This is a genomic window from Arthrobacter sp. MYb214, assembly GCF_002979865.1.
Lineage (GTDB): Bacteria > Actinomycetota > Actinomycetes > Actinomycetales > Micrococcaceae > Glutamicibacter.
Genome location: NZ_PCPZ01000003.1, coordinates 186,254 through 204,482 on the forward strand (window position 1 = coordinate 186,254; position 18,229 = coordinate 204,482).

At 63.7% G+C, this 18,229-nt stretch carries 14 protein-coding genes; 3 read left to right on the plus strand and 11 right to left on the minus strand.

Annotated elements, in window-relative coordinates; genetic code table 11:
* Positions 1 to 267: 267 nt before the first annotated feature.
* The 6 genes from CQ012_RS09625 to CQ012_RS09650 all read right to left on the minus strand — a co-directional run bounded on the left by CQ012_RS09625 (position 268) and on the right by CQ012_RS09650 (position 4,323).
* On the minus strand, positions 268 to 687 hold the full coding sequence (locus tag CQ012_RS09625) for a hypothetical protein (RefSeq protein WP_105656210.1): 420 nt from the start codon (positions 685 to 687) through the stop codon (positions 268 to 270).
* A gap of 197 nt (positions 688 to 884) precedes the next feature.
* Entirely contained in the window at positions 885 to 1,502 is a 618-nt protein-coding gene (locus CQ012_RS09630) for a hypothetical protein (protein WP_146112943.1), read from the minus strand.
* Positions 1,484 to 2,110: a hypothetical protein gene (locus CQ012_RS09635; RefSeq protein WP_146112212.1), complete on the minus strand. Its 627-nt coding sequence runs from the start codon at positions 2,108 to 2,110 to the stop codon at positions 1,484 to 1,486. The genes CQ012_RS09630 and CQ012_RS09635 overlap by 19 nt, the downstream gene beginning before the upstream one ends.
* Positions 2,111 to 2,174: 64 nt before the next feature.
* Positions 2,175 to 3,560, minus strand: coding sequence for a hypothetical protein (locus CQ012_RS09640; RefSeq protein WP_105656207.1), 1,386 nt, complete (start codon positions 3,558 to 3,560; stop codon positions 2,175 to 2,177).
* An 18-nt stretch (positions 3,561 to 3,578) separates the two neighbouring features.
* Entirely contained in the window at positions 3,579 to 3,902 is a 324-nt protein-coding gene (locus tag CQ012_RS09645) for a hypothetical protein (protein WP_105656206.1), read from the minus strand.
* Between the two features lie 133 nt (positions 3,903 to 4,035).
* On the minus strand, positions 4,036 to 4,323 hold the full coding sequence (locus tag CQ012_RS09650; protein ID WP_066141890.1) for a WXG100 family type VII secretion target: 288 nt from the start codon (positions 4,321 to 4,323) through the stop codon (positions 4,036 to 4,038).
* 145 nt (positions 4,324 to 4,468) lie between these two features.
* Between CQ012_RS09650 and CQ012_RS09655 the strand changes: the two genes are divergently transcribed.
* Positions 4,469 to 5,515 (plus strand): RDD family protein, encoded by a 1,047-nt coding sequence (locus tag CQ012_RS09655; RefSeq protein ID WP_105656205.1) that lies wholly within the window; start codon positions 4,469 to 4,471, stop codon positions 5,513 to 5,515.
* Positions 5,512 to 9,966: a type VII secretion EssC family protein gene (locus CQ012_RS09660; protein WP_105656204.1), complete on the plus strand. Its 4,455-nt coding sequence runs from the start codon at positions 5,512 to 5,514 to the stop codon at positions 9,964 to 9,966. The genes CQ012_RS09655 and CQ012_RS09660 overlap by 4 nt, the downstream gene beginning before the upstream one ends.
* A gap of 22 nt (positions 9,967 to 9,988) precedes the next feature.
* Here CQ012_RS09660 and CQ012_RS09665 read toward each other — a convergent pair whose 3' ends face one another.
* On the minus strand, positions 9,989 to 11,437 hold the full coding sequence (locus CQ012_RS09665; protein ID WP_105656203.1) for an amino acid permease: 1,449 nt from the start codon (positions 11,435 to 11,437) through the stop codon (positions 9,989 to 9,991).
* 130 nt (positions 11,438 to 11,567) lie between these two features.
* On the opposite strand from CQ012_RS09665, the gene mmuM reads away from it, so the two are divergent.
* The gene (gene mmuM / locus CQ012_RS09670; RefSeq protein ID WP_286134047.1) at positions 11,568 to 12,515 is read left to right on the plus strand and encodes a homocysteine S-methyltransferase; all 948 of its coding nucleotides are present in this window, start codon (positions 11,568 to 11,570) and stop codon (positions 12,513 to 12,515) included.
* A gap of 112 nt (positions 12,516 to 12,627) precedes the next feature.
* Here the strand turns inward: mmuM and CQ012_RS09675 are convergent, their stop codons facing one another.
* The 4 genes from CQ012_RS09675 to CQ012_RS09690 all read right to left on the minus strand — a co-directional run bounded on the left by CQ012_RS09675 (position 12,628) and on the right by CQ012_RS09690 (position 18,175).
* Complete coding sequence (locus CQ012_RS09675) at positions 12,628 to 13,392, minus strand: hypothetical protein (RefSeq protein WP_105656202.1); 765 nt, start codon at positions 13,390 to 13,392, stop codon at positions 12,628 to 12,630.
* A gap of 126 nt (positions 13,393 to 13,518) precedes the next feature.
* Positions 13,519 to 14,337 carry a xanthine dehydrogenase accessory protein XdhC gene (gene xdhC, locus CQ012_RS09680; protein ID WP_105656201.1) on the minus strand — a complete coding sequence of 273 codons (819 nt, stop codon included), beginning with the start codon at positions 14,335 to 14,337 and terminating at the stop codon, positions 13,519 to 13,521.
* A 2-nt stretch (positions 14,338 to 14,339) separates the two neighbouring features.
* A complete protein-coding gene (gene xdhB, locus CQ012_RS09685; protein WP_105662032.1) occupies positions 14,340 to 16,673 on the minus strand; it encodes a xanthine dehydrogenase molybdopterin binding subunit in 2,334 nt (777 codons plus the stop codon).
* Positions 16,670 to 18,175 (minus strand): xanthine dehydrogenase small subunit, encoded by a 1,506-nt coding sequence (locus CQ012_RS09690; protein ID WP_105662033.1) that lies wholly within the window; start codon positions 18,173 to 18,175, stop codon positions 16,670 to 16,672. The genes xdhB and CQ012_RS09690 overlap by 4 nt, the downstream gene beginning before the upstream one ends.
* Positions 18,176 to 18,229: the final 54 nt, after the last annotated feature.

Sequence of the window (18,229 nt, forward strand, 5' to 3'; positions counted from 1 at the left end):
CCGAAATTGCGTAAATAGAAGCGCCGTTGCCCCGGTAAGGTCCGGGTGCAACGGCGCTTCTGTCGTAATGCATGTCGGGCATGATGGCTCAGAACTGCTTGCGTTCGATCAGTGTGCTTTCGATTTTGTGAAACCGACAGCGGACCGCTCCGCTTCTAGCAACGTGCTGAGCCGCAGACCATTACAGCCCCGGGCGTTTTGCAGGGTTCTCAACCGCTTGAAATAACGGTTAGCGGCATCGGCGATGGAGCTCCAGTACGCGGAGATTCAGAACTGCGTAGCTCGTGCCTCGAATACAAGGGGTATGCCGCGTTTTTCGAATTGGTCCAGCATTTGCTCATAAAGGGTCCGGTACTCTATGGCAGGGTAATGGCGAAGCGAAACCCGAACGTATGTCGTTCCATCCTTGGAGTTTCCATTGGGGCCATCCACGGAATCATCAACATAAATTTCCAATGACCGGTTCAGATCGGCTCGGTCCCAAAGGACTTGGACTTTCGCATTATTTACATGCTCGATACCTGTCACCGAGGTAATCGAATCCCAGTTGATCTTGCGACCGCCCCGAACGGTCAGGCCGCTGGCTTTGAATCTCAGGTCGATCGCCTCGTTGCCCTTGCGTGCCGCGCCTTTTAGTGCGGTGACAAGTGCGACGACTCCGAAAATAGCAAGAATGGCTCCGATCACGGTCGGAATTCCTTGCAAAACAATCTGGGATAGATAACTTGATGTCGAGGGTAAATCATTCGCGATTAGATAGATTCCCACGATGCACAGAATCCCGCCCAACAGCACTAGGGAAAACCCCTTGTCGATTCTTGGATATAGATGCAAGGAGTTAGTTACAAAATCTTTGTGTTCGGGGAGCCTGGATCTGGCAGTATTCAATTCTCATCCATTTCACTATCGAATTCATCCTCTTCAAAGTTGACGGCTTCGAAAAAGTCGATCATAGGGTCCATCATGAAGCTCAACGCAGACAGGTCCGAGTCGTAGGCTTCCAGCAGGAATACCAGCCCGTGCGAACGCGCAACGGTCCTCACATGCCCTACGGCAGGCATGACTGCTGTGTCCGTATCTCCTGACCGCGCGTCCATCGCTATGACCGACGTCAACTGGAGAATCTGGCCAACCGACTCCGATTGGTATTCACTGGTTTGGACAGGCGTGGCTGGCTCGTAAATCGGCATGGCCAATTCCGCCAAGCTCTTTTCCGGCTCATCGTCCAGAACTATCAAGTGGGCAGTGCCCAGTGCGTGTCCATCTTCAGGCGAATACCAGAGTGTATGCTCGGCTTCGGCTATCTGGTTGTTCGCCACGTCCAAAGCCAGCTGCTCATAGACCTTCCGCAGCTCAGGATCTTCCGGGATGGCCAATTCCGCAAGGTCCTGTGCCCATTGCTCCGCCGTCTCCCAATTATCTTCAGGAAATGAGCGAGGTACTGGAATCCAGAATTCCAGATCCGGTTCAATCTCGTATGTTGTCATTGAATTGGCACCCATTTGAAAGTTCCCAGTATCGACAAGCCCAACGACCTTAATCCTTCGGCGAATGCCTCACCATTCTCCGACTCAACGTGCGCGTAGGAATAAAGCAACCACAATCCAGCTTTTGGATCCGGATCGATGCTTCCATCCGGCAAAGGACGAGGAACAACCATGTTCAGGCCATTGTTCTTGAGCTCGGGAGCTTCGGCAGTTTGCTCCACGGAAGACCAGAGGTACCAGTCTGCTCCGTCGGCATCTTCGATTTCGATCTGGTTGCCGCCTGCGGCCTTTCGCGCAGCATCCAGCAAAGTGCCGGAGGGCCCCACCTTGAGTGGTGTCAGGATCACGGAAACCGGCATTGCACCGACGGCAAGTTTCTCTACCGGCATTGCGAAGCCAAGTGATCCACGGCGCCTCAAGTACTCGAATGTCTGGTGCATTTGCCGTCGAAGCATCAATACCAGGTCTGCGCGCCCAAGTGCCTTGGGCTCAGCAGTCACCAGCTTCGTCAAAGCCTGCTCGTGCTCCACACTGCTGTTGAATTCGCGCCAACCTGCCGGATAAAGCAAGCTATATCCGATGCCTCGGGGACGCGCCTTCGACGTTGGTGGTGTTGCGCTCATCGTTTCTCCCGCCAATTCAATGTGTAGCTCGGATGTTCACTTTACGGATTGCTCCGCGCCTAAGCTACTTCTCGCGAGTCAAGTCCCAGAGGCTAGGAGGCGCGGTCACTATGACGTTGCCCCGGTCTTCCCAGTTCCCGTGCTTCGCAATCTTTTCCGCCCAGGCCTTAGCTTGGGGACCCACGTCGTCAGGGTTCTTCAGTATGTACGCAGCCATCTCGCGATGCTTTGTCGCGCTTCCCTCCGAGATGTACTTCACGTATGTCTTCCAGTCGCCTTTGAATTCCTTGTTGAAACCATCCAAATACTTATTGCTCTTGCCGGAAACGGTCTGCTGGTACTTTTGCTCGATCTTGCGGTTGTTGCGCCGGATCTTGGCTTTGGTCTGGCGGCTTCCACGGATCGTAGTTTTCGGTGGGCGCTTGGTGCCCGACTTGATGGAAGACCTGACAATGCCGCGCCCCGTGCTGGAACGCGTTTTGCTAAAGGCCTTGATGATGTTCCGAGGTCCCGCTTTGGATCCTGCCTTGATCCCCGAGGGAAATGCCTTGCTTAAGCCGGAGAAGGCTTTTCCAGCAAAACGGCCGAAGGGGATAATTCCGACTACCGCTATCAGCAAACTGGTCCAGTCGCCATCGCCTTGGACCATCTTGATGACCTCGATTGCCACCACGGCAACGGCAGCGATCACCGCAATTGCTGATGCGATCGGTCCCCACACCGGCGAAGTGATGAACAAGGCCGCAATACCCACGCCCAAGGCAATCCAGCCTAGAACCGAACCCAGGGTGGAGAGGAACTTGTCATCGTTGTCCGCGGCTTTGAAGGCATCCTCGATTTCGCCGACTGCCTCATCGTAGGCATCTTCCCAATAGGATACGCGACCGTCGAATTTGCCCCACAGCTCACGCAGTTCTTCTTCGGCTTCTTCGCGCGCAGCGGTTGCTTCTGTCAGGTCGCTTTTGGCTTCCGCTTTTTCCTTGTCGGTCCCTTCGCTGAAGCCGAGGAATCCGTCGGCATCATCTACCGCGCCTTCGGCGGTGTCTTCTTGGCTTCTCTTGGTTTGCACGCTCTGGTGCGCATCCTCGATGTCCGTGATCAGCGCGTTCAAGCTCGTGTACGAATCCACTCCGCCCTCAGCGGTGCACATTTGGAGCGCGCCTTGGACCCGGTCCAAAGCATAGGAATATTTCTTCAGGGCCTGGCCTGTGCCGTCGTATCGGATGGCCGCCTTGCGCAACTCGGGAAATACGTCTCCAGCGTTCTCACGCAGCTTGGCGATAGCTTCAGACTTCAGATCCGACGTCCCGTTACTGATGTCTTCCAGCCTGGCCGCAGAGCGTTCCATCTCCTCGCCCGAGGTGATCAAGTCCTTGGCGCTCCGGAGCAGGTCATCAGGATTTCCGTCGATGAGCTGCAGGGTTGTACCCTTTGGCGATTCCAAGGTCATGTCGTCAACTCTCTCAGTTTACTTAGCTTCTTTGGGGGCATCGGAAGCACGTGAATTCAAGAAGGCCTTCTTCGTTTCCAGATCCCACTCTTCGAATCCATCCTTGATGTCCTTCAAGCCGGTATGCACTCCTTCAAGATTCTTGAGGAGGTCATCTCGGGTATCGTTCCAGTTGTCTTCGAAGTCCTTGACTCGGTCTTTCAGATCGCCTTTGCCCATCGGGTCTCCCACTGAGCCGGCCATGCCCTTGGCAAAGTCAGACGCATTCTCGAAATCCTTAATACTATTGCCTAACTCCGTGACAATTTCTTCCAGGCGCGCCAAATAGATTTCATCGGCCATAGTGCAAACGACTCCTCAGGTATCCAGCGACGACGCTGCAGAACAATTCGGCATTCAAGGATCAGGCGGTGCAAGAAAAATGTGGCCGCCCGTAATTTCCCAAGGCGGCCACATTACCCCGTAAAAAACGGTCCTACTTGCCAGCCATGGAACGGTCGGTGTCCTGGATCTGCTCCATCATGTCGCGCAGGGCGATGGCCATGTCATTAATGCCGTCGAAAGCCTTCTTCAAGCCATCGTTCAGGTCCTTGTAGCCTTCGCCGAACTGGCCCGAAGCGTGCTCGGTGGTGAAGTCTTCGCCCAGCAGCTTGTCCACGCCGGACTGCAGCTGCTCAAGAACGCCATCCAGGTCTTCGCGCCCGGTATCAAGCTTCGATGCCATGGCTTCCATTTCGCCGTAATTGGCCTTGAAATCAGTCACAACAATGCTCCTCAACTCGTCGACTGGCCCGCTTGCCGGGCCACTCTAGTTCGTTCACAGTCTAGAATAATGTGGCAGATGGCCTCCGTTCAATGGGGAGAACTCCCCGTGGCAGGCCGGTATTGAACTGAAGTAGAAAGGTCCCATGGACGTCGTTTCAGCAGCAGCCCTCGCCAAATCCTCCACCCTCGGAATGCGGCCGGCCGAAGCACGCCTGCGCATTTGGTCCTACCTTATCGACTACGCTGTTTCGCTGGCGGCGTTGCTGCCCGCCGGCATCGGCTACGTGATCTTCCGGGTTACCGGGCAGTATTCCACCGTTCCGCTCGTCCTGTCCGCGGTCAGCGCATTGCTGCTGCTGGTCTACCTGATCATCTTGATCGCGATGAACAGCCGCAAGGGCTCTTCTCCCGGCAAGTCCGCGATGCGACTGCGCGCCACCGGACTGGGCCGCTTCGCCGCACCGGGTTTCCCCCGCGTCATGGTCGCGTCTTTTGTCTTCCTGCTTAGCCATCTCCTCCCGCTCATTGGCCCCGTCCTGCTACTGGCCTCCTGCCTGTTCGACAAAGAGCACCGCCGCAGCTGGCTGGACAAGATTGCCCAGACCTATGTAGTCGATGTGCGCAATGGACTGGACCCCACCAACCCGCGGGCGCTGGCCCGTGCCGAATACCTGCTTTCGCGCCCGGACCGGGATATCTCCGAGCATCTGCCGTCATTGGGAACGATCGAAGACGACGCCGGGCGCGAAGAAGCCGCCGTGCCTTCGCGTGCCCGGTCCACCGCTGGCATTGTCGGAGCGCAGAACAGCGACTGGCATTCGCCTTCGGAGCAAGGTCTGGGAATCGTCCGCCGCGCGGCCTTCGCCTTCGACGACGGGTCCTACATCCCGGTTCCCGAATCCGGGCTGATCGGGCGTGCGCCCCAGGCCACCGCGGACACCGGCAATGAACTGCTGGTCGCGCTGAAGGACCCGGAACGTCTGATGTCCAAAACGCATCTGGCCTTCGGCTGCGACGGGGCGAATGCCTGGATCATGGATCTGGGATCCAGCAATGGCACCCAGGTCATCGTCGCCTCCCGCGCCCCGCACAATGCACCGCCCCATGTCCGCCTGCATCTGAATGACGGTGACGTCGTCCAAGTCGGCAGCCGCACCTTCCGCATTACCTTCCAGGAGACCGCCAAGTGAAAATCAAGGCCACGCTCAGGCGACCGGACACCAGCACCGTGGACGTCATCCTGACCTGCGATGCGACCGCCACCGTGGGAGATGCCGCCCGCGCCCTGGCCGGGGAGCAGGTTCCCGAGCATCCCACGCTGCTGGCCACGGCCACCGGCACCGCCCCGGTGCAGCTCGATCCGCACACCCCGCTGGCCGAAGCGGAACTGGGTTCGGGCTTCGCCATCGAAGTCGTGCCGACTACCGACGCCTTCGTCTCGGGCGGCTCGGCGGCCGCGGTGCTGCGAGTAGCCAACGGCCCGGATGCCGGCATGGCCTTCGCGCTGCCCGCCGGCACCTCCTATGTGGGGCGCTCGGAGAAGGCCACCGTGGTGCTCAACGACCGCATGGTCTCCACCCGGCATGCGCGCATCGAGGTGGGCAGCAAGATCGAGCTGGTGGACCTGAACTCCGCCAACGGCATCCTAGTGGATGGCGGGTTGGCCCAGCGCGTCTCGGTGATCCCCGGCCAGCTGATCACCCTGGGCGCCACGGATGTCTACTTCGAGCTGCTGCACGGGACCGCCACGGGGCAGTCCCCGGTCTACGAGATGGGCGGCTCGATCCTCTTCAACCGCTCCCCGCGGGTGGAGATCCGCTACCCCGGCGAGGAACTGCCTCGCCCGGCGATCCCGCAGGAAGCCAGCCCCAAGCTCTTCCCCTGGCCGATGATCTTCGCACCGCTGATAATGGGCTTGACCATTTTCTCGCTGACCCAGCGCGCGCTGTCGCTAATTGTAGTGCTGGTCTCGCCGCTGATGATGCTGGGCAACCTGATCGGCCAGCGCACCCAGAACAACAACAAGCTGCGCCTGGAAATCGAGACCTTCGAACGGCAATTCGAGGCATTGGAAGATGGCCTGCTGGCCGGGGAGGAAGCCGAACGCGCCCACCGGCGCAGCGAAGCCCCAGCCACCGCAACGGTCTTCGAGCAGGCCGAGTCCCTGGGCCAGCTGCTCTGGACCCGGCGCCCGGAGCACTGGAATTTCCTCTCCCTGCGGCTGGGCTCGGGAACCGCCCGCAGCCGCACCACCGTGGCCCCGTTGGCGGACCGGGCAGGACTGCAGGAATACGTCGAACGGGTCGAAGCGCTCACCGAGCAATACCGGATGATCGACGATGTGCCGATCATCGAGCTGCTGCCCTCTGCCGGCGCCATCGGCATTGCCGGGCCCCGGCTGCAGTCCGCCGATGTCCTGCGCTCGCTGGCCGTGCAGCTTTTCGGCCTGCACGCCCCCAACGACCTGTGCACCGCCGCGATCATCGACCCGGCCTGGACCGGGGACCTGGAATGGTTCAAGTGGCTGCCGCACACCACCGGGCCGCGCTCCCCGCTGGCCCAGCTGGCGCTGGCCGATACGCAGACCTCGGGCACCGTGCTGCTCAACGCCCTGGAAGAGCTCATCGCCCGGCGCAACGACCCGGCCTCCTACCGGCTGGGCCCGCTGTCCACCCGCAACTCCTCCATGGAGCTGGGCAAGGAAGCCGGCGAGCAGAACACCAGCCTGCCGGTAGCCAAGGACCTCTCGCTGGTGCTGTTCGTCAGCAATGACGCCCCGGTGGACCGCGCCCGGCTCTCGCAGATCATCGAGCGCGGACCGGCCGTGGGCATCTACACGATTTTCGTGGCCCCCACCGTCCAGTCCCTGCCCGCGGCCTGCCGCACCTTCGTGGATGTCACCCGGGGCCTGGAGGATGCCCGCGTGGGCTGGGTGCGCGCCGGCGAAGAAGCCCGCCAGGTGACCGTGGAAGGGGTCTCGCGCGAGCATGCAGAGCACTTCGCCCGTCGGCTGGCTCCGATCGTTGACTCCAGCTCGCTGGTCCCGGACTCTTCGGATATCCCGGACTCGGTGTCGCTGCTGCGCATCCTGGGCACTGATCTGGCCGAAGCACCGGACGCGGTGCTCGAGCGCTGGAAGCAGAACAACTCGGTGATCGACCGCGCCGCCACCGGGCCCCGGCCGCGGCTCAAGCGCGCCGGAACCCTGCGCGCCTACATCGGCCAGAGCACCCCGGATGCGATGAGCCTGGATCTGCGCACCCAGGGCCCGCACGCCCTGGTAGGCGGCACCACCGGCTCGGGCAAGTCCGAATTCCTGCAGGCCTGGGTACTGGCGATGGCCGCCGAATACAGCCCCGACCGGGTCACCTTCCTCTTCGTGGATTACAAGGGCGGCTCGGCCTTCGCCGACTGCGTGGACCTGCCGCACTGCGTCGGGCTGGTCACCGACCTCTCCCCGCACCTGGTCCGCCGCGCGCTGACCAGCCTGCGTGCCGAGCTGCACCACCGCGAGAAGCTCTTCCACCGCAAGAAGGCCAAGGACCTGCTGGAGCTGGAAAAGCGCCAGGACCCGGAGACCCCTCCGGCCCTGGTCCTGGTGGTCGACGAGTTCGCCGCCCTGGCCGGGGAGGTCCCGGAATTCGTGGACGGCGTAGTGGACATCGCCCAGCGCGGCCGTTCATTGGGAATCCACCTGATCCTGGCCACCCAGCGCCCGGCCGGGGTGATCAAGGACAACCTGCGCGCCAATACCAACCTGCGCGTGGCCCTGCGCATGGCCGACGCCGCCGACTCCAATGACGTGGTGGAGGACCCCATCGCCGCCGGCTTCGATCCGTCGCTGCCCGGCCGCGGCATCGCCAAGACCGGCCCGGGCCGGCTGGTGCCCTTCCAGTCCGGCTACGCCGGAGGCTGGACCACCGACGAGCCCGAAACGGCCGAAGTGCGGGTGGAGGACCTGCGCTTCGGCGGCGCGCGCGTCTGGGAGCAACCCGAATCGGGGACACCGGACATCGAGGAGAACAGCGGCCCGAACGACCAGAAGCGCCTGGTCTCCAGCTTCATCGCGGCATCCAACGGGGCCGGGATCCCGGCACCGCGCCGGCCATGGCTCGATGATCTCTCGGCCACTGTGGACTTGCGCGAGCTCGCCCCGGATTCGGACAGCCGGATCCCGCTGGCCCTGGCCGACATCCCCGAGCACCAGGCCCAGGAAACTGCTTGGTTCGAACCCGATACCGACGGCCACCTGCTGGTCTACGGCACCTCCGGCGCGGGCAAGTCGGCGGCCCTGCGCAGCATCGCGATCGCCGCGGGAGCCAACCCTTCGGCCGGCACCGCAGCGGTGTACGCGCTGGAATTCGGCACCAGCTCGCTGCGGTCGCTCGATCCGCTGCCGCATGTCGGCGCGGTGATCGGCGGCGATGACGTGGAGCGCATCCAGCGCGTCTTCCGCATCCTGGCCGAGCACCTCGATGAGCGCTCGGCCCGGTACGCGGCCGCGAACGCCGCCTCCTTGAGCGAATACCGCCAGGTCACCGGCGACTTGTCCGAACCGCGCATCTTCTTGCTGATCGACGGCTTCGGCCAGTTCCGCAGCGACTGGGAGCTGGGCCACGGCCGCGGCGAGTACTACCAGGTGTTCATGCGCATCGTGGGCGAAGGCCGCCCGCTGGGCGTGCACGTGGTCACCACCGCCGACCGCTTCGGCGCGGTGCCCACCGCGATCAGCGCGAACATCACCCAGCGCGTGGTGCTGCGCATGGCCGACGAGCAGGCCTACAACGTGCTGGGCGTGGCCAAGGATGTGCTGGGCGAACGCAGTGCCCCGGGTCGCGCCATCATCAAGGGCCACGAGGCGCAGATCGCCGTGCTGGGCGGCACCGCGAACGTGGCCGAGCAGACCGCGCTGACTACCAGCTGGGCCCAAGAGCTGGCAGCTTCCGGTGCCCCGCAGGCGGCCGGAGTCGAGTCGCTGCCGCAGGAATTCTCCGCGGCGGCGCTGCCCGACACGGTCAACGGGCAGCCGGCCATCGGCCTGTCGGATGCCACCCTCGCACCCTGCGGCTTCGAGCCCATCGGCACCTTCGTCATCGCCGGGCCGCCGCAAAGCGGGAAGACCAACACCATGCGCGCCATGGTCACCGCGCTGGAACGCGCCAACCCGGCCACCCAGTTCTTCCACATTGGCGGCCGGCGCGCCGAGCTGCGCGGCTGGCGGACTTGGAACGGCGCGGCCTCGGGCCCGGCTCAGACCCGGCAGTTCGCCAAGGACATGCTGGATCTGGTCGCCGACGATTCCATGCCGGGCAAGATCGTGTTCGTTGTGGAGAACTTCACCGAGTTCGCCGATTCGGATGCCGAGCGCCCGCTCAAGGAACTGCTCAAGGCCATCAACCGCTCCGACCACTTCCTGATCGCCGACGGAGACATCAACGCGTTCTCCTCCAGCTTCGGACTGCTCGGCGAACTGAAGTCCAACCGCCACGGCATCGCGCTCAAGCCCGACGCCTACGACGGGGACTCGCTGTTCAAGGTGCCCTTCCCGCGCGTCAAGCGCCACGAATTCCCGCCGGGCCGCGGATTCATGGTGCAAAACGGGCAACGCACACTGGTCCACCTTCCACTCGTGGAACAGTAGGGCCGCAGGACTCTGCGCCGGTTCAGTTTCCCGCGAACGATCCCGCACTTTCGGCTTCACGCTGCGGGCTGAACACCCCAGCGCCATGGCGCCAGCGGTAATAGGCCAAGCAGGCAAGGGTGAACGGAACACCGAAGTACAGTGCTGGACGCTGCACTGGATCAAAAGCCACGCCCACCAGCGAAGCGCCAAGCAGCACCAAGGCGATGATCGGCAGAATCGGGAACAATGGTGCCCGATAGGGCAGGGAATCGGTGGATCCATGCAGGGCTACGTAGTGCCGGCGGAACGACAGATGCGATGCACAGATCACGATCCACACCGCTACTACCGCAAACCCGGCAATGGATACCAAAGCCATGAAGAGCGACTGCGCCGCGATGAAGCTGGAGAACAGCGATACCAGTCCGCCGAGGATCGACAGGCTCAGGGCCAGCATCGGAATGCCCCTGCTGTTGGTCTTGGACAGGGCTTTGGGCGCCTGGCCTGCGGCTCCCATGGAATGCAGCATGCGAGCGCATGAGTACAGTCCGGAGTTGCCTGCCGAGAGCAGGGCGGTGATGATCACGAAGTTCATGATGTCCGCACCGGCTGGCAGGCCGGCGACATCCAGGACCGTGACGAACGGACTCTCATTCGCGCCCGCCTCGGCAAACGGGATAATTGCGGCTACGACCACGATGGCACCGATGAAGAACACCGCCAAGCGAACCACGGCGGTGCGGATGGCCCGCGGAATGCTCAGCTGCGGGTTCTTCGCCTCGCCGGCCGCTACGCCGATCAGCTCGGTACCGCTGAATGCGTAGAACACCGAGAGGACGGTGACCAGTACTCCGGTAATCCCCGCAGGGAACAGTCCCCCTTCGGTGCTGAAGTTGGACAGGCCAATCACGCCGGCGTCACTGGCCGGGTTGATGCCGATGATCGTGGCGGCGCCAACGACAATCACCAGCAGCACCGCCGCCACCTTGATCAGCGCAAACCAGAATTCGGTTTCGCCGAAGACCCGCGATGAAGTCGCATTCAGCGCAAACAGCAAAGCAGCGAAAACCAGTGAGAAGACCCAGACGGAAATCGAGGGGAACCAACGTTGCATCAGCAGCCCGGCTGCGGTGAATTCGCTGGCCAGGGCTACCGCCCAGCACAGCCAGTAGAGCCACGCCGTAGCAAAACCCCACGCTGGTCCAAGATCACGGGTGGCGTGTGCATGGAATCCTCCTGCCACCGGATGCCGCGCCGATAGCTCTCCCAGCCCGCTCATCACCATGTAGGCCACCAAGGCTCCGACTGCATAGGCCAGCACCGCGCCCAGCGGCCCGGCTTGGGCAATGGTGTATCCGGAGGAAACGAACAGGCCCGAGCCGATCACCCCGCCCAAAGCGATCATCACCAGATGACGCGAGGTCATGGTTCTTAGCAGTCCGGAATCGGCTGGTGCAGTCTCGTTGGTGCTGACGATGCTCTCGGTCATGGGGCTCCTTGTGGAATGAATGCGCTTGCAGGATATCGAGCTTGGACGGCAGTCCCGGACGGGCATGTCATCTGTGGTCACACGGCGTCAAGGTCGGTCATCCAAGCACTCGCCGTGTACCCTCGATGACGTGCATATCCCAAACCACCCCAGCAATTTCCGTGACGCATTGCGCGCCGAAGGCAGCCCGCCAATCATCCTCGACGGCGGTCTCGGCACCCATCTGGCCGATCGCGGCAATGACGTGACCGGGCACCTGTGGTCAGCGCAGATCCTCATGGACCGCCCCGAAGAGGTCCGCGCGGCACACCAGGACTTTTTCGCTGCCGGCGCCCAAGTTGCCACGACCTGCTCCTACCAGGTCAGCTATGACGGCCTGGCTCAGGTGGGCTCCGAGCAGAAGATGGAACAAATGCTGCGCACCAGCGTGCGCCTGGCGCGAGAAGCCTCCAGCGCTGGGCGCACGGACACAGCACGCTGGGTGGCCGCCTCGGTGGGGCCCTACGGTGCCGGGCCGGGCGCCGGGACCGAATACGACGGCGCCTATCGCAAGACGGCCTCCGAGCTGGCTAACTGGCACCGCAAGCGCTTGGAAATCCTGGCTGATGCCGGTGCCGATCTGGTCATCTTTGAAACCGTGCCCAGCCTGGCAGAAGCAGAAGCATTGACCGTATTGGCTCGGGAGCTGCAACTGCCGGCGTTGCTCAGCCTTGCGGTGCGCGCCGATGACCAAGGCCGAGTGGTTCTGGGTGATGGCACCGATCTGCGAGTCGTAGCCGGAATCGTTCAGGAATCCGGCGTGTGGGACGCAGTCGGCGTGAACTGCTGTCCGGTACCCCAAGCGGTGGCCGCGTTGCAGATCCTGGGAGAAGAAACCGGCTTGCCGCTGTCGGCCTACCCGAATAGCGGTGAAATTTGGGACCACGAAGCTCGTGTGTGGGTCCCAGGAACTGAAGGCAGTGATTTGCCCGGAGCGGTTCCCGAACTCGTGGCCGCAGGCGCTCGCCTGATCGGCGGTTGCTGCCAGGTCACCCCGGGACAGATCACCCGGGTCCGCGAAGCCGTCCAGCTCGGCTAAAGCCCGTCCAGGCACTTCGGCTTCCGCTGAGCCAGCGGCTTGTCCGTAGCCCTGGACAGTGCGCGAAAAAGCCGGCAGCAACACGCAGTTGCTGCCGGCTTGAGACCAGTTACTAGAACTCGAAGTCGCCGAAGTCCCCACCGGCACCGCCGAGGAAGTCCCCGAACATGCCTTCGGCCTGGCCGCCCAGGCCTTCACCGGCCGCGGAGAGCTGTTCCCCGGCACCGGATACGGTATCGCCCAGGCCCTCGGCCATGGAACCGAACTCTTCGCCGATGCCGGCGAAACCATCAAGCAGCGGTCCAGCAATGGCCGTGCCGATGAACGCACCTGCCACGCCGCCGAGCAGGCCAACACCCAAGCCGCCGGCCGCGCCGGCAGCCATGCCCATGCCCCGTCCCTTGCCGCCGGAACCCAAGATCTTGTCCATGAACCCGGGACGCGACATCTCCGCGCGGGTTGCCGAACGGGCCAGGTCCCTTGGGTCCTGGCTCATCGGGCGTTCTGCTGGCGGCAACTGCTCGGAGAGTTCATGATGCAGCAGTTCGCGTTGCTGCGGGGTCAGCCGGGCGAAAGCCTCGGCGTGGGCGCGTTCCATATCCTGCGGCGGAGCGGTACGGAGCATGTAGCGGTACTTCTCGATCGCGGCCTGATCCTCGCGCGACGGTGCCGAGGCCGGCTGGTTGCCGTAGCCGCGCTCGCCGTAGTTCTGGTGCTGCGGCTGCTGCTGGTAGCCGCCGGGATTCTGCTGGTAGCCGCGTTGCTGGTTATTGGAGCCGCGCTGATTGCTATTGGAGCCGCGCTGGTTGAGCTGTTCCCGGACGTACTCGCCGGCCATTTGCTTGCCCTTGCGCAGCAGCTTGTCGAACATGGACATGGAATTGGCCTCCTAGACGTTGCGGGCGCGGTGCACGAAGCACCGCTCTCCCCTGTTTAAACTCCCCGGCATTGCTCCTTGTTCCCCACGTTAGACAATTCTCATAATCGCCCGTCGGCCCCGCATCTAGGCGCTGCGCACCGGCTGCTTTGCCCCGGACGTGATCCTCGCCAGCAAGTCGGCAGCCACGGACACCGCAATCACCGCCGGCTGCTTGCCCCGCACCTGCTCGATCCCAATGGGGCACTGGATCGCCGCGATCTGTTCGTCGCTGAAGCCGCTGGCACGCAGATTCTTCTGGAAGCGGGCCCACTTGGCACTCGACCCGATCAATCCAATCGATCCCAAGCCCGGGTGGCGCAACGCGGCATCGCACAGGTGGAAATCCTCGGCATGATCGTGCGTCATGATCAGCACGTGCGTTCCCCCAGGCAGGCAGCTGAGCACCTGCTCCCCGAGCACCGCCACCGCCGAATGGATCCGCGCCACGCTGGGTTCAAGGGCCGGCAGGTCCTCCAGGAATTCCGGGCGCGAATCAACCAGATGCAGCTCCAGGTCATGGCGGGCGAGAATGCGGGCCAATTCCATTCCCACATTTCCCACCCCGAAGATCGCCACCGTGGCAGGAACCGGCAAGGGCTCTAGCAGCACCGTGATCTCGCCGCCGCAGCATTGCCTGCCGTACTTGGCCGGGGCCTTGTCGCTGAGCTTCATGGTGATGCTCTGCGGCTGGTTCCCGCCCGCGCTGATCATCTGCCGGGCCCGTTCCATGGCCGCCATTTCCAGGTTGCCCCCGCCGATGGTTCCGAAGATCTCCTGGCTGGCAATCACCATTTTCGCGCCGGCCTCGCGTGGGGCATGCCCGCGCACCGCGGTGATGGTGGCCAGCACCGCGGGACGCCGTTCATTGCGCAGCGCGGTGACAGCTTCAATCCACGACAGCATGGCTACCGCTCCTCCCGCGCCGCTTCGATCGCCCAGAACACCGCTTCCGGAGTCGCCGGGGACGCCAGCGGCACCGGACGCCCGGAGCGGCCGAAGGAGGCAATGGCCTGCCGCAGTGCCTCGCGCACCGAGAAGGCGAGCATCAGCGGCGGTTCTCCCACGGCCTTGGAACCGTAGACCGCGCCTTCCTCATGCGCCTTGTCCAGCAAGCTGACGTTGAAGACGTCAGGCATCTCGGAGAAGCTCGGGATCTTGTAGGTGCTCGCGGCTTGGGTGGCCACCCGTCCGCGGCCCGGGCCATCGGAGGTGTCCCAGCGCAAATCCTCCAGGGTCAGCCAGCCAGCCCCCTGCACGAACCCTCCCTCGATCTGCCCCAGATCCACCAGCGGCGAGAGCGAATCGCCCACATCATGGACGATATCCACGCGGCGCAGCACATAGGAGCCGTCAAAGCCGCTGACTTCCACCTCGCTGGCCGCCACCCCGTAGGAGAAGTACTTGAACGGGCTGCCCGTCATCTGCGAGAGGTCCCAATGCAGCCCTTCGGTCCGGTAGAAGCCGGCGGCCGAAAGCTGGACCCGCTGGAAGTACGCGGCGTTGACCACTTCTTCCCAACCCAGCGATTCGCTCTTGCCCAGCGCGGTGACCCTGCCGCGGCTGAAGCGCAGATCTTGCGCCGGAACCCCCAATTTTCCGGCGGCCACCTGCGCGAGCCGGCCGCGGATCTGCTCGCACGCATCCTTGACCGCGCCGCCGTTCAGGTCGCTGCCCGAGCTGGCTGCGGTGGCCGAGGTATTGGGCACCTTGTCGGTGCGTGTGGGGGCAATGCGCACCTTGGATAGCGGCAAGCCCAAGGCGGTGGCGGCCACCTGCAGCATCTTGGTATGCAGGCCCTGTCCCATTTCGGTGCCGCCGTGGTTGACCAGCACCGAACCGTCCTTGTAGACCAGCACCAACGCGCCGCCCTGGTTGAAGGCGGTGAGGTTGAAGGAGATGCCGAATTTCACCGGCGTCATCGCCAGCGCCCTTTTGGCGTGCTCGTGCCCGGCATTGAATTCTGCGATCTGCTCCTCGCGCGCGGCGATATCTGCCGAGCCGAGCAGCTGGGTCCAAGCAGCCTCCAAGCGCTCGGGATGCCGGACCGGCTGGTAGTACGGGGTGTCCTGTCCCTGGGTGTAGAAATTGCGGCGGCGCAGTTCCCGGGCGTCCAATCCCAGCTGCGGGGCCACCCGGCCCAGGATGTCTTCCATGACCAGCATGCCCTGCGGACCGCCGAAGCCGCGGAACGCGGTCTGCGAGGTCTTATGGCATTTGGCGATGCGCCCGTTGACCCTGATATTCGGGATCCAATAGGAATTGTCGATATGGCACATCGCGCGGGTCAGCACCGGTTCGGACAGATCCAGGCTCCACCCGCCGTCAGCGGTCAGCTGGGCCTGCAGGGCCAGGATCTTGCCCTGCCCGTCGAAGCCGATTTTCCAGGTTGCATGGAATCCGTGGCGCTTGCCGGTCATGGTCATGTCCAGGGTGCGGTCCAGCCGCACCCGCACCGGCCGTCCGGTGAGCACCGCACCGAGGGCCGCCACCGCGGCATAGCCATGGGGCTGCATTTCCTTGCCGCCGAAGCCGCCTCCCATGCGCAATACCTGCACGGTGACCTCGTGGGCGCCGATGCCCAGCACATGCGAGACGATGTCCTGGGTTTCGGTGGGATGCTGGGTGGAGCAGTGGATCATGATCTGCCCGCTCTCATCCACCATCGCCAGCGAGTTCTGGGTTTCCAGATAGAAGTGCTCCTGGCCGGCGAACTCGAAATCACCCTCGAAAACGTGGGCCGCCTGCGCGAATGCGGCCTCCGGATCGCCCTTGGAGATCTCGGGCTGGATGCCGTGGAAGCTGTTGGCCGCGATCGCGTCCTTGATGGTGATCAGCGAGTCCAGCGGTTCGTACTCCACGCGCACCGCCTTGGCCCCGGCCTTGGCAGCTTCCAGGTCTTCACCCAGGACCCACGCCACCGGTTGGCCGAAGAACATGACCTCGTGAACCGGGAGCAGCGGCTCGTCGTGCTTGGCGCCCTGGTCATTGACCCCGGGGATGTCTTTCGCGGTGATGACCCGGACCACCCCGGGTACCTGCTGTGCCGCGCTGGCATCCAGGCCCAGGATTTTTCCATGGGCGCAGGTGGACTGCACCGGGTAGGCATGCAGAACCCCGGCCAGGCGCGCGGCCAGGTCGTCGGTATACAGCGCGGTACCGGTGACGTGCGCGGCGGCGGATTCGTGGCGGTGGCGCTGGCCGACTACCGGAGCGTCGGGGCGTTGGGATAGCTGGCTCATGAGTTCTGCTCCTGTCCTGCTTCCAAGCTGCGTTCAAGCTGCTGGGCATAGAACCGTTCAAGCGAGGAGGCCAGCATGGCCTTGCGGTAGTTGGCGCTGGCCCGGTGGTCATCCATCGGGGTTCCTTCGGTGCCCATGGTGCGTGCCGCGGCCCGGATGGTTTCCAGGTTCCACGGCTGGCCTTCCAACAGTGCTTCGGTGGCCACGGCGCGCAGCGGGGTTGCGGCCACGCCGCCCAGCCCGATCCTCGCCGTGGTAATCATGCCGTCCGACACCGTGAGCGCATAGCCGATGGCTACCGAGGAGATGTCATCGAAGCGCCGCTTGGAAATCTTCTGGAAGCTGGTCAGCGGCGCCAGCGGCAACGGGATGCGGATCGCGGTGATCATCTCTCCCGGCTCGCGCACGGTCTGCCGGTAGCCGGTGAAGTAGTCCGAAAGCGCCACCATCCGGTTGCCGCGGATGCTGGAAAGGACCAGTTCGGCCTCCAGCGCCAGCAGCGCCGGCGGGGTGTCGCCAATGGGCGAGCCGGTCCCCAGATTGCCGCCGATGGTCGCGCTATTGCGGATCAGCCTTGACGCGAACTGCCCGAAGAGCTGGGAGAGCAGCGGAACCTGCCCGGCGAGCTTGCGTTCCAGTTCGCTCAGGGTGCAGCCTGCACCCAATTCAAGGTACTGCTCGTTCCAGTGGATCTGGCGCAGCTCGGGCAGCCGGTCGATGGCCAGCACCGAGCGGGCGCGGGCGCCCTTGATGTTGACCTCCACGCCCCAGTCGGTGGCACCGGACACCAGTACGGTCTGCGGTTCGGTTGACAGGATCTGCAGTGCCTGGTCCAGGTCCGCCGGCCGGCGGAAGCGGCCCAGGTCCCCGGTAGGGGTATCGGCGCGCTGGATGTCGGTGGCCACCGGTGCCGGGGCCCGGTGCTGGGTCCGGGCAGTCAGCGGGTCATCCGGCTCGGGCTCGCCCAGCGCGTAGGCGGCGTCGCGGATCGGGCGGTATCCGGTGCAGCGGCAGAGATTGCCCGACAGTGCGTGCAGGTCGAATCCATTCGGTCCGCACTCGTGCTCCCCGCCATCACCCGCGCTGACTGCGGGATTGGCGGTCCGCTCGGGGCGGTAGTATTCGGCGGCCATGGAGCAGACGAATCCGGGGGTGCAATAACCGCACTGGGATCCGCCGCGGTTGGCCATCTCTTCCTGCACCGGATGCAGCGCCGCGACGCTGCCCAGCCCTTCGGAGGTGATGATTTCCTGGCCGTCGAGCGCCGCGGCCGGCAGCAGGCAGGCGTTGGCCGCCGTCCACCTGCTGCCTTCCCCATCGCTGCGGGCCACCAGGATCGAGCAGGCGCCGCACTCGCCCTCGGCACAGCCTTCCTTGCATCCGATCAATTGCTGCCCGCGCAGGAAATCCAGCGCGTTGGTATGCGGCGGCCCGTCGAATTCCCGGACCTTTCCGTTGACCGTAACCTGGCATTTTGTCTCTTGCGTTGCCTCGGCGCTCATGCCGTTGACACCTCCTGCGCCCGGGTATCGCCGGACGCACCATGAATGAATTGG